The sequence below is a fragment of the Sodalis sp. (in: enterobacteria) genome (assembly GCF_051710625.1).
Classification (GTDB): domain Bacteria; phylum Pseudomonadota; class Gammaproteobacteria; order Enterobacterales; family Enterobacteriaceae; genus JBPESN01.
The window spans coordinates 1-12,126 of the sequence record NZ_JBPESN010000069.1; the positions used below are offsets into that span (position 1 = coordinate 1).

General features: G+C 55.2%; 9 protein-coding genes and 4 pseudogenes. 7 read left to right on the top strand and 6 right to left on the bottom strand.

All coding sequences use genetic code 11. The features are described 5' to 3' along the window. The 4 genes and pseudogenes from ACTBDU_RS13610 to aspA all read right to left on the bottom strand — a co-directional run. Nucleotides 1–956 (bottom strand): annotated as a pseudogene (locus tag ACTBDU_RS13610) (IS3 family transposase); the annotation flags it as partial. A 70-nt stretch (nt 957–1,026) separates the two neighbouring features. Continuing rightward, nucleotides 1,027–1,663 (bottom strand): annotated as a pseudogene (locus ACTBDU_RS13615) (protein-disulfide reductase DsbD domain-containing protein); the annotation flags it as partial. Further along, nucleotides 1,639–2,013, bottom strand: a complete 375-nt coding sequence (cutA, locus tag ACTBDU_RS13620) for a divalent cation tolerance protein CutA (RefSeq protein WP_438806833.1) — start codon at nt 2,011–2,013, stop codon at nt 1,639–1,641. The pseudogene ACTBDU_RS13615 and the gene cutA, both read right to left, overlap by 25 nt. Nucleotides 2,014–2,077: 64 nt before the next feature. Further along, nucleotides 2,078–3,519: pseudogene (gene aspA, locus ACTBDU_RS13625) on the bottom strand (aspartate ammonia-lyase). A gap of 353 nt (nt 3,520–3,872) precedes the next feature. On the opposite strand from aspA, the gene ACTBDU_RS13630 reads away from it, so the two are divergent. The 4 genes from ACTBDU_RS13630 (at nt 3,873) to ACTBDU_RS13645 (ending at nt 7,022) form a co-directional block, all read left to right on the top strand. After that, the gene (locus ACTBDU_RS13630) at nt 3,873–4,265 is read left to right on the top strand and encodes an FxsA family protein (protein WP_438806840.1); all 393 of its coding nucleotides are present in this window, start codon (nt 3,873–3,875) and stop codon (nt 4,263–4,265) included. Nucleotides 4,266–4,476: 211 nt separating this feature from the next. Next, nucleotides 4,477–4,770, top strand: coding sequence for a co-chaperone GroES (locus ACTBDU_RS13635; protein ID WP_438806834.1), 294 nt, complete (start codon nt 4,477–4,479; stop codon nt 4,768–4,770). A 45-nt stretch (nt 4,771–4,815) separates the two neighbouring features. After that, nucleotides 4,816–6,444, top strand: a complete 1,629-nt coding sequence (gene groL, locus ACTBDU_RS13640; protein WP_438806835.1) for a chaperonin GroEL — start codon at nt 4,816–4,818, stop codon at nt 6,442–6,444. Nucleotides 6,445–6,656: 212 nt separating this feature from the next. Beyond that, nucleotides 6,657–7,022 carry a DUF4156 domain-containing protein gene (locus ACTBDU_RS13645; RefSeq protein WP_438806836.1) on the top strand — a complete coding sequence of 122 codons (366 nt, stop codon included), beginning with the start codon at nt 6,657–6,659 and terminating at the stop codon, nt 7,020–7,022. A 160-nt stretch (nt 7,023–7,182) separates the two neighbouring features. Here the strand turns inward: ACTBDU_RS13645 and epmB are convergent, their stop codons facing one another. Then, nucleotides 7,183–8,211, bottom strand: coding sequence for an EF-P beta-lysylation protein EpmB (gene epmB / locus ACTBDU_RS13650; protein WP_438806837.1), 1,029 nt, complete (start codon nt 8,209–8,211; stop codon nt 7,183–7,185). 40 nt (nt 8,212–8,251) lie between these two features. Here epmB and efp point away from each other — a divergent pair, with 40 nt between their 5' ends. The 3 genes from efp to epmA all read left to right on the top strand — a co-directional run bounded on the left by efp (nt 8,252) and on the right by epmA (nt 10,580). After that, the gene (efp, locus tag ACTBDU_RS13655; protein WP_438806838.1) at nt 8,252–8,818 is read left to right on the top strand and encodes an elongation factor P; all 567 of its coding nucleotides are present in this window, start codon (nt 8,252–8,254) and stop codon (nt 8,816–8,818) included. 69 nt (nt 8,819–8,887) lie between these two features. Then, complete coding sequence (locus tag ACTBDU_RS13660) at nt 8,888–9,022, top strand: entericidin A/B family lipoprotein (RefSeq protein WP_438806841.1); 135 nt, start codon at nt 8,888–8,890, stop codon at nt 9,020–9,022. A gap of 580 nt (nt 9,023–9,602) precedes the next feature. Beyond that, on the top strand, nt 9,603–10,580 hold the full coding sequence (gene epmA, locus ACTBDU_RS13665) for an elongation factor P--(R)-beta-lysine ligase (protein ID WP_438806839.1): 978 nt from the start codon (nt 9,603–9,605) through the stop codon (nt 10,578–10,580). A gap of 231 nt (nt 10,581–10,811) precedes the next feature. On the opposite strand, the pseudogene ACTBDU_RS13670 reads toward epmA, so the two are convergent. Next, nucleotides 10,812–12,126 (bottom strand): annotated as a pseudogene (locus ACTBDU_RS13670) (mechanosensitive ion channel domain-containing protein); the annotation flags it as partial.

Sequence of the window (12,126 nt, forward strand, 5' to 3'; positions counted from 1 at the left end):
TGTTATCCCAACAGTTACCACGCCGACTCATGCTTTGTTTGATCCGGTAACGCCACAGCAACTGTCGGAACTGCCTGCTCGTATAGTGGCTACCCTGATCGCTGTGGAACATCACTCCGGCTGGTTTGCCACGCGTTTCCCATGCCATTTCCAGTGCTTTGATGGTCAGTCTGCTGTCCGGGGGGAACGACATAGCCCAGCCCAGCGGTTTCCTCGCGAACAGATCAAGAACAACCGCAAGGTATGCCCAGCGTTTCCTGGTTTAGATATACGTCACCTCGCCGCACCATACCTGGTTTGGCTCCGTTACAGCGAACTGGCGCTCAAGATAATTCGGGATCGCAACATGCTCCTGACCGTCACGCTTATACTTGTGCGTCGGCTGCTGACAACTGACCAGCCCCAGCTCTTTCATGAGCCTGCCTGCGAGCCAGCGCCCCATGCGGAAGCCTCTCTGGGTTGCCATGGTGGCGATACTTCTCGCGTCAGCTGCACCATGGCTGATATTGTGCAGTTCATGAACCTGACTGCGCAATACCGTTCGCCTGCCGTCTGGCCTGTCAGGACGACTTTTCCAGTATTTGTAACTGCTGCGATGAGCCCTGAACACGTGGCAGAGTGTGGCCACAGGATAATGCGCTCTGAGTTTCCCGATTAACGAGAACTGTTCAGGGAGTCTGACATCAAGAGCGCTGTAGCCTTTTTTAATATTTCGTTTTCCATTTTAATGCGTTGTACCTTCTTCTTGAGCTCACGTATTTTGATTTGTGCCGGGTTATGGGAGAGGTTTTTGGCGTTTTCCCCTGTCGCCCCTCACGCAGTTGTTTTACCCATTTCGTTATCGTAGAAAAGCCGACGTCCATGGCTTTTGCTGCTGGCGCGGCGGTGTAATTTTGGTCGACAACCAGTTGAGCGGATTTGCGTTTGAATTCAGGACTAAAATTTCTTCTTTTCATTGGTGCACCCGTGTTGTTCTGAGGTGAGCATATCACCTCTGTTCAGGTGGCCAAATTCAGTGTGCCACTACACCCGGGGGGTGCTGAGTTGCAGCCGGTTGCCCAGAATCACCGCGGAAATCAGCGGATACATCAGCAGTACGCAGGGTGTGAAGGCGATACCAATCCCAATAAGCAGCGCCCACAGCGGGGAGAAGGGCAGGTTATTGCTTTGGGGCGAGGGCTCCGGAGTTATAATGCCCTGGCCGCCGGCGGTGCCGCGGCTATGGCCGACAGAGGGATCACCTGGGTTTCCGGCGAATAGCAAAAGCCTGCTTCCGCGCAGCCTTGCCAAGTGACGCGAAGCTGACTGTCGTTTTGGGCCTGCACCAGCGGTAGCGTAATATTCAGCTCATCGCGGTAGATAGCCACATTGCCATAAAATTCGTCATGGTGGCAGCTACCGGGGCAGGCAACGTGAAGGCGCCGGGGTCGCATTGACCGGCTCCGGCCGAATCTGCTGGCGGTACAAAATAGTAGCCGGGATGGATGTCCCAGCTTAGCGTTAATCGTGAACCCTGCTGGCGGAAATGGAAGCGAAACGCCTGTTCCGCAGGAATGAACTGGTTGCCGTGAGAATTGCCGAACAAGGCGGCATGGGCGGGCAGCGGCGGCAGCAGGCACGTCAGCCATGCCAGCAATATCAGCGTAAAACGTCGTTGAGCCATGATAGATAATCGGGATCGCCGCCTATGACGGGCAGGACCAATAACTCCGGGGTTTGATAGGGATGATGGGCTTTGATCTGCGCGAACACCGCTTGTTGCTGGGCCGCATGGCTTTTGATAAGCAATTGCACTTCGGCCTCCTGTTCGAGCGCGTCCTGCCAGTAATAGAGCGACGTGGCACCGGGCAGCACCGTGACGCAGGCGGCGAGTTTGTCGGCCAGTAAGCGCCGGGCGATGGCGCAAGCACAGGCGTCATCGGGCGCAGTGCAAAGGATGAGGCGCCAGCCTGGATCGTCGGCCTGTAGGCGTTTCCCGCCCGCCTTGCCCTCTGGGTTATCTGCCATTATCATCCCTTGTATGGAAAATGCCGGCGGGCATTATAGCCTGTTCGCGCCGCCGGCGACAGTGCAGGGCTCAGGACGGGGTGTCGTCGGGATAGCGCTTGGCCTTGTATTCCGGATGCATCGGGTTTTGCAGCGAGAAAATATCGTCCAGCTGCGTGGCGCTAAGCAGACCGCGCTCAAGCACGACCTCCCGCACGCTCTTCCCGGTCTCGGCACAGATTTTGCCGACGATGTCGCCATTGTGGTGGCCGATAAACGGGTTGAGATAGGTCACGATGCCGATGGAATTAAAGACATATTGCTCGCAAATGGCCTGATTGGCAGTGATGCCGCCGATGCATTTATCCTGCAGGTTGTAACAGGCATTGGTAAGAATATGCAAAGACTCGAACATCGCCGGGCCGAGATAACCGGCTCCATGATGTTCAACTGCAACTAACCCGCTTCCGCCGCCATGGTGATACAGGTATCGTTGCCGATGACCTTGAAGCACACCTGATTCACCACTTCCGGCAGTACAGGGTTGACTTTAGCGGGCATGATCGACGATCCCGCCTGCAGTTGGGGCAGATTGATTTCGTTGAGGCCTGCCCGCGGCCCTGAGGACAGCAGCCGCAGGTTGTTGCAGATTTTGGATAGCTTCACCGCCAGGCGTTTCAACGCGCTATGGACCATGACATAGGCGCCGCAGTCGGAAGTGGCCTCAATCAAATCCTCGGCCGGTACGCAGGGAAGGCTGCTAATCTGCGCCAGTTTTTTCACCGCCAGCGCCTGATACCCCTTCGGGGTATTGAGCCGGGTACGGGTGGCGGTCGCGCCGAGATTCACTTCCAGCAGCAATTCCGCGGTGCGCAGCAGGTTTTTGTTTTCCTCTTTGAGTAACACGTTAAACGCGGGGAATTCCTGTCCGAGCGTCATGGGGACAGCGTCCTGCAGCTGTGTTCTGCTCATTTTCAAGATACCGGCGAATTGCTGCGCGTTCTGCTCAAAGCCCGCCCCCAAGTAATCGATCGCTTCCACCAGGCGCTGGAGCGCGTGATAAACCGCGCCAGGCGAAACCCGGTGGGATAAGCGTCATTGGTGGACTGACATAAGTTTAAATGATCGTTGGGATTGAGGAATTGGTATTCGCCTTTCTGATGGCTTATCAGTTTGAGGCCGATATTGGCCAGCACTTCATTCGTATTCATATTGACCGAGATGCCGGCGCCGCCCTGAAATACATTTACCAGAAACTGATTTATGCAGCGGCCACGGACCAGCACTTCATCGCAGGCGCAGGCGATGATATCCGCGATATCGCGCGGCAGCGTCTGCCAATCTTTTATTGGCCAGCGCGGCGGCTTTTTTGACCATCACCATGCCGCGTACCAGCTCAGGAATATCGCTGATACGTGTGTTGCTGATGTAGAAATTCTCGCTGGCGCGTAGGGTATGAATGCCATAATAGGCGTCAGCCGGCACTTCGCGGGTGCCTAGCAGGTCTTCTTCGATACGGGTGAGAGTTAACATGCGTCTTCCTTGTAATTGTCGGTCTTTATCATTAATGTTAAAAGGAAATGGGTTAATATCTACTTTTTGCAGTGTCTTGAACTGACGTTGGTTTTATTTTTGCTATTATATTCTGTCATTAAGACAAGACCATTAAGTCGATCACGCTTAGTTAATCGTTTTTATTTAATCAGTTAGCGTCAGGGGCATATTATCCTGCCAGGCCACGACCCGGCGTCTCGCTTGAAAAGTGTCTTAAGGGATACCATTACACTAAGACAAGCCGGCAACAAGGCTCATTTTTTGCGGTGGCGAATTTTTGCCCTTTCGGCCGGCGTTTTTCGCCGCCGAAATCGACAACACAGGAGAATTTGGTGCGCTGGATACCGTTAATCGTTATTCTTATCATCACCTACATTGAGATTACCCTTTTTATACAGGTCGCTCATGTGCTTGGCGTGCTGGCGACGTTGTTGCTGGTGATCGCCACCTCTTTTATCGGCGTATCGCTGGTACGCGCCCAGGGGCTGCGTATTTTGGGGCAGATGCAGGTCAAATTGGCCCGCGGAGAGAGCCCCGCCGGCGAGATGATCGAAAGCATTTCACTACTGCTGGCGGGATTTTTGCTGCTGTTACCCGGATTTTTCATCGATTTTCTCGGATTGCTGCTCCTGTTGCCGCCGATACAGAACCTGTTGACGTTGCGCCTGTTGCCCTATCTGCGTTTCCAACGTGGGCCGGGGACCGGGGAAGACACCTTCAAGTGAGAATATTATAGCCATGACCTTCCTCACGACAGGTTAAACGACCGGCGCAACGACGAGAAATAACGAAAAAAAGAGGCCAAAAAAATTTTTTTTTACCCCCTTGAAGCCTCACCGATTGCCCCCATCTTAATCACCATGAAGCCGGGCATAACCTCATGCCGGGCATTCATCCCAAAAAAACTGATACAGACTTTCTTAAGGGGAGCTATCAATGAACATTCGTCCATTACATGATCGCGTTATTGTCAAGCGTAAAGAAGTCGAAGCCAAATCTGCGGGCGGCATCGTGCTGACCGGTTCCGCGGCGGGCAAGTCCACTCGCGGTGAAGTACTGGCTGTGGGCCATGGCCGTATCCTGGAAAACGGCGAAGTGAAAGCGCTGGACGTGAAGGTAGGCGACATCGTGATTTTCAATGACGGATATGGTGTGAAGGTTGAGAAAATCGACAACGATGAAGTGCTGATCATGTCCGAAAGCGACATCCTGGCTATCGTTGAGAAGTAATCCGCGCGTAATCATCTGAACTGAACAAATTTAAGGGAAATAAAAATGGCAGCTAAAGACGTAAAATTCGGTAGCGACGCTCGCGTAAAAATGCTTCGCGGCGTAAGTGTTTTGGCCGACGCGGTAAAAGTGACCCTGGGTCCTAAAGGCCGCAATGTGGTTCTGGACAAATCCTTCGGCGCGCCGGTCATCACAAAAGACGGCGTTTCGGTTGCACGTGAAATCGAATTGGAAGATAAATTCGAGAACATGGGCGCTCAGATGGTGAAAGAAGTTGCCTCCAAAGCCAATGATGCTGCGGGCGACGGCACCACTACCGCGACCGTGCTGGCCCAGTCTATCGTCAACGAAGGCCTGAAAGCGGTTGCCGCCGGCATGAACCCGATGGATCTGAAGCGTGGTATCGATAAAGCCGTTATCGCTGCCGTAGAAGAACTGAGAAAACTGTCCATGCCCTGCTCTGATTCCAAAGCTATCGCTCAGGTAGGTACCATCTCCGCCAACTCCGATGAAACCGTTGGTACCCTGATTGCTGAAGCCATGGCTAAAGTGGGCAAAGAAGGCGTCATCACCGTCGAAGAAGGTTCCGGCCTGCAAGACGAGCTGGACGTGGTGGAAGGGATGCAGTTCGACCGTGGTTACCTCTCCCCTTATTTCGTCAACAAGCCGGAAACCGGCGCCGTTGAACTGGAAAGCCCGTTCGTTCTGCTTGCCGACAAAAAAATCTCCAATATCCGCGAAATGCTGCCGGTGCTGGAAGCCGTTGCCAAAGCAGGCAAACCGCTGCTAATCATTGCTGAAGACGTTGAAGGCGAAGCGCTGGCGACGCTGGTGGTGAACACCATGCGCGGTATCGTTAAAGTCGCCGCCGTCAAGGCACCGGGCTTCGGTGATCGCCGTAAAGCCATGCTGCAGGACATCGCTATCTTGACCGCGGGTACCGTTATCTCCGAAGAAATCGGCCTTGAGCTGGAAAAAGCCACCCTGGAAGATATGGGCCAGGTTAAACGTGTCGTTATCACCAAAGACACCACCACCATCATTGACGGGGAGGGCGACAAAGCGCTGATCGATGGCCGCATTGCGCAAATCAACCAGCAGCGCGACGAAGCCACCTCCGATTACGATCGTGAAAAACTGCAAGAACGCGTGGCCAAACTGGCAGGCGGCGTTGCGGTTATCAAAGTGGGTGCCGCTACCGAAGTCGAAATGAAAGAGAAGAAAGCGCGCGTTGAAGACGCCTTGCACGCGACTCGCGCTGCAGTGGAAGAAGGCGTGGTCGCCGGTGGCGGTGTGGCGCTAATTCGCGTAGCCAACAGCATTGCTGAACTGCGTGGCGACAATGAAGATCAAAACGTCGGTATTAAAGTCGCGCGGCGCGCGATGGAAGCGCCGCTGCGTCAGATCGTCGCCAACGCCGGTGAAGAGCCTTCCGTTATCGCCAATAAGGTGAAAGCGGGCGAAGGTAATACCGGTTACAACGCGGCTACCGAAGAGTACGGCGACATGATCGGCATGGGTATCCTGGATCCGACCAAGGTAACCCGTTCTGCGCTGCAATATGCAGCTTCCATCGCCGGTCTGATGATCACCACCGAATGTATGGTGACCGACCTACCGAAGGAAGACAAGCCTGACCTGGGTGGCGCAGGCGGCATGAGCGGTATGATGTAATCCCCCCAGCTACCGTTAGTTGCTCTAAAACCCCCGGCAAGCCGGGGGTTTTGTTTTTTTGGTAAAAAATTATCAACGAAGCGAGTTTTAGGGTATAAACTCAGGGCGTCCACAGAACAGCTAGCCAAACAAATGGGGGCAGGCCGCGACGGCGGGAAGCGTGGCGCACACAGCAAATTGGCCATACCCTACAAGAACTCATGAGGAAAAAGATGCGGACCAAATTCTTAATGATGCTTTGTGCCGGCAGTCTGTTGGTGGCGGGATGCAGCAGCACACATGAATTAACGGCGGCCGGCCAGTCGGTGCGTTTCACCGGTGAACAGCCCGGCAGCGATTGCCGCCTTTTGGGCGAGCTTACCGGTACCCAGAGTAACTGCCTTTCCGGGCAAAACGGCCAAAACGGCGAAAACAGCGCCATGCGCGGCGCGGCCAATGATTTGAGAAACCGTGCGGCGGCGATGAGCTGCAACGTCATCTACGGCGCCACCAGTTCGGTCAGCAAGAAAGAAACCTACCTGGCAAGTTTTGTGCCGCTGGACAGCAAAATACAAAGGCAAGTCTATACCTGCCCGTAATGCCAGGTGGCAGCGATAGCTTGCGTTTGCCGGCATCTGTGCACCGTCGGTCTTTAGCCGGTCATGGCGCGCTACCCGACGCATGCCGCGGGTAAAGTGCGCAGCCCGGCATGCTCCATGCAAGGCGCACTGGCGCGTAACACGGCGCGCCATTATGCCATCAGCATTGCCGCAGTCCCAGATCCAGCGGCGTCTTGCTGCGCTCGCCGCCGATTTCCCGCGCCAGTCGTGGCACCATATAGCCTGAGACTTTCTCCAGCAGCTGCTGCATGATCTTCCGTACTTGCTTATCGTCAACCATGAAATGCGCCGCCCCCTGGACCCTGTCCAGAACATGCAGGTAGTAGGGCAGAATGCCGGCGGCGAACAAGGCTCCACTCAGCGCCGCCAGTGTGTCGGCGTTATCATTGACCCCGCGCAGCAAGACGCTTTGGTTAAGTAAAGTCACCTGCGCATTGCGCAACCGTGTCATACTGTCGCACAGAGCGGCATCAATTTCGCGCGCATGGTTAATGTGCGTTACCAACACTACCTTGAGCCGGCCGCCGGCCAATCGCTGGCATAGACGTGCGGTAATACGGGAGGGAATCACGACCGGCAGCCGACTGTGAATGCGTAGGGTGTTCAGGTGGGGGATCTCTTCCAGCAGGCAGATAAGCTCACTTAGCTCATGATCTTTAGCCATTAACGGATCGCCGCCGGAAAAGATGATTTCATTCAGTTCGGGGTGCTGGCGGATATAGGCTGCGGCGCGCCGCCAGTTTGTTTTGTTGCCCTGATTTTCCTGATAGGGGAAATGGCGCCGGAAACAGTAGCGGCAATTGACCGCACAGCCGCCTTTTACCAGCATCAGCACGCGGTTTTGGTATTTATGCAGTAGTCCGGGTACCACGCTGTGCTGTTCGTCCAGCGGGTCGGTGCTATAGCCCGGCGCCAGATCAAACTCCTCGCGCGCTGTAATCACCTGGCGCAGCAGCGGATCGTCCGGGTCGCCCGTCACCATGCGCGCCGCAAAAGCGCGGGGGACGCGAAACGGGAACAGGCGCTGGGCCTCTGCGCCTTCGCGCAGGCCGGGGTGCCCCTCAAGCCTGAGAAGCTGAAGAAGCTGCACAGGGTCGGTAATGACATCGGCAAGTTGATGTAACCAATCTTCTCTAGCGGGCATATTTCGGGTTATAATATGTGCCATTTTTTGGCTTAATTACCAAGTTTATATTAAGAGGACCACCATGGAGTCTTATAGTACCAATGAATTCCGTTCCGGTCTTAAAATCATGCTTGATGGCGAACCGTGTGCGATCATTGAGAATGAATTCGTGAAGCCCGGCAAAGGTCAGGCGTTCAACCAGGTCCGTTTGCGCAAGCTGGTTTCCGGCAAAGTGCTGGAAAAAACCTTCAAATCCGGTGATTCGGTGGAAGCCGCCGATGTGATGGATATCAACCTGACTTACCTGTACAACGACGGTGAATTTTGGCATTTCATGAATAACGAAAACTTTGAACAGCTGGCCGCCGATGCCAAAGCGGTGGGAGACAAAGCCAAATGGCTGGTGGAACAGGCCGAATGTGTGCTGACCCTATGGAACAGTCAGCCGATTGCTGTGACGCCGCCTAACTTCGTGGAGCTGGAAATCACGGAAACCGATCCGGGCCTGAAAGGCGACACCGCCGGCACCGGTGGTAAACCAGCCACGCTGACCACCGGCGCGGTGGTGAAAGTGCCGCTGTTTGTGCAGATTGGCGAAATAATCAAAGTCGATACCCGCTCCGGCGAGTATGTCTCCCGAGTTAAATAAGGCCGCGCGGAAAACGCCGGCCTCGTGGCGGCAGTTACTGATTTTTGGCATTCGTGGGATCTGAGAACCATGTTGGCAAAGATGATTGGATTGTTGCTGCTCGCCGCTTTGGCATTAACGGCGTTGGCCGGGTGTAATACCACCCGCGGCTTTGGCGAAGATGTCTCTGCGGGTGGTAAGGCGATTCAGCGCGCAGCACAGTAACGGCATTCCGGTAGCGTTCAACGTATCACCTTAGCGTAGGGCACCTTGACGGCGCCCCGGGTGGTTCTGCACTGGCGATGCCCATCGGGCGATACGGCCATAGGATGTAGTTGGCCGTATCCCTTCTCACCGATGGTGCACCTTACTCTCCCGTTTCCTTCCCACCCCTTTCCGTCCCTTTATTCCTGCGTTAGCTAGAATCCATGCCACACCCGCCTTTTTCAGGTCCAGGATTAGTGCGTCGCCCAGGGCCCGGTTTTGCCGTTGGCAGGGGTCAATTCCTGGCCTATTATTTATCGCGCTCACCCCTGTCAGTGTGCCACTACAGCCACTACAGCCACTACAAATCCATGAGGGAAATGAATGCTAAGTGTAGTATTTGGCCGGGAATAGTGTGCCGAGAGGATAAAAAACCGCGAGCGGCGCCTGAGGTCAAGTCCGATATCTAGTTGTATTAATAATGGAAAGCGTCAGCGCGCTGCCTGAGCGCGCGCGGCAGCGGTTGTAAAGCGCGCCGCGATGTTTGTTTGCGCTCAAAAATACGGGTAGACTGCATCCGCTGTTTAACGGAGGGAAAGCTATGAGCGATTCGGCCAGCTGGCAACCAAGCGCGCCTATTGCCGGTTTATTAAAACGCGCTGCAATTGTGGGCCAGATTCGACGGTTTTTCAGCGATCGCGGATTACTCGAAGTGGAAACGCCGGCGATGAGCCAGGCCACGGTGACGGATATCCATCTGGTGCCTTTCCAGACGTGCTTTAGCGGACCGGGAGCGGCCGGCGGCATGCCGCTGTATTTGATGACCAGCCCCGAATATCACATGAAGCGTCTGCTGGCGGCCGGGAGTGGTCCCCTTTTCCAGCTGTGCCGCAGTTTCCGTAATGAAGAGGCCGGCCGCTATCATAATCCGGAATTTACCATGCTTGAGTGGTATCGTCCCCATTACGACATGTACCGCCTGATGAATGAAGTCGACGATTTGTTGCAGCAAATCCTCGATTGCGATAGTGCGGAAACGCTCTCCTATCAGCAGGTTTTCACCTGCCATGTGGAAGTCGATCCCTTATCGGCTGACAAAGCGCAGCTGTATGACGCGGCGGTCAAATGGGAACTTGGTGAAGCGGCCTCGGTGGAGGATGATCGCGATACGCTCCTGCAGTTATTGTTTGCGATGGTGGTGGAACCCAATATCGGGCACGATAAGCCGGCTTTCGTTTACCATTTCCCCGCCTCTCAAGCCGCGCTGGCTGAAATCAGCACCGAGGATCATCGGGTTGCGGATCGGTTTGAAGTGTATTTCAAAGGTATTGAGTTGGCGAATGGTTTCCGTGAACTGACCGACGCGCGCGAGCAGCGTCAACGCTTCGAGCAGGATAATCGCAAGCGGGCGGCGATGAAGCTGAATGAGCAGCCTATCGATGAAAACTTACTGGCGGCCCTGGCTCAGGGGATGCCGAAGTGTTCCGGGGTGGCGTTGGGCGTGGACCGTCTGGTCATGCTGGCGCTGAAGGCCGATCGTTTAAGCGATGTCATCGCCTTTGCGGTAGAACGCGCCTAAGCGCTATCGCTGTGGCTGCTTTTCTGACCGGCGCAGCCGGTAACGGAGAGGCTCCCCCCGTTTCCCGACGCCGCCGCTACCGCCTGCGTCCGTCGACACCGCTGTTTTGACTTCGCGGTGCCGGCGGGAGCCTAACGTTCAGCCGCCTTGGCCGGGGGGCAGGTACTCCGGCCATCAGGGCGAGCCACTTTCCGGCTTGATGCGGTTGCCCGGTGTATTATCCGCCTTGATCTAATCCCGGCGCGGCTGAAAAAGCGGGAAGGGCAATTCCATACCGTGGGCGTGATAGCCTTCCAGAATCAATGCATGCACTTGGTGAAGCAGCGGCATACGATGTCCCATTTCTGCCGCATGCATACGCAGCTCAAACAGCGGCAAGCCTTGCTGTAAATCCACCAAAAAGGCCTCCGGCGCCGGCAACTCCAGTACCAGCGGACAGCGGCGCGGCGCCTGCACCAGAATATGGGTCACCTGTTCAATATTGGCGCCCGCCGGGGCGGGGGACCTTAACACCACGCGCATGACGGTATCCGACAGCGACCAGTTGACGAATCGTTCGGTGATGAAGGTCTTGTTGGGAACGATAATTTCTTTCCGATCCTAGTCGGTGATCGTCGTGGCACGGGTATTAATCCGGGTAATATTGCCGGTTAGGTTACGAATGGTCACCGTATCGCCGATACGGATCGGTTTTTTAAACAGGATCATCAGGCCGGAAATAAAATTGGCGAAGATCTCCTGCAGACCAAACCCCAGCCCCACGCCTAAGGCCGCCACCAGCCACTGCAATTTTGACCACTCGATACCTATCATGGAAAAGCCGATACATGGAAAAGCCGATAAGCTTGCCCAACAGCATCAGGCCATATTTGGTCAGGGTGGTATGGCATAACCGGTCCCGGGGGTTAAATCCAAATGCTGCAGCAGCGCCAATTCGAGCAGTGCGGGTAAATTGCGCACCATCTGGGTGGTAATGAATGAAGACCAGGATAGCGATCAGTACCGCGCCGAGCGCAATCGGCTAGATGGTCTATCGACCCCCTGATTCGTTGAAGTGTCATCCCACAGGATGATGTTTTCCAGAAAGCCAAACGCCGAATGCAGCTCTGACCACAGTAAAATTACCGATAACAGCGCAATCAGCGTTAGAATTGAGCGTACCAGTTACAGCGACTGTGCGCTGATGGTATCGAGATCCAGCACCTTCTCATTGACCTCGGCGGCGACCTCATTGAGCTGCGATTGCGACAAATTTTTCTCATTACGCGCCCGCTGGGCCAGCATTTCCGCGCGTCGCTGTTTGGTGCGCTCAAACGCAACGCGGCGCCGCTGAATGAACATCTAGCGGCGGATGATGTGATAGATAATCAGTAATAAAAACCAAATCGATACCGAGGTTTCCAGCCGCGCCTATCGTCGCCGGCGCCGCAGCGACGATAGGCGCGCGGATCATCAGATTCCATAACGACGGTATCACCGGCGCCGGGCTGATCGAGATACAGCGGCAGGCCGCCCCGTTTCAGGCAGCTGGGGACCTGCGCCAAAC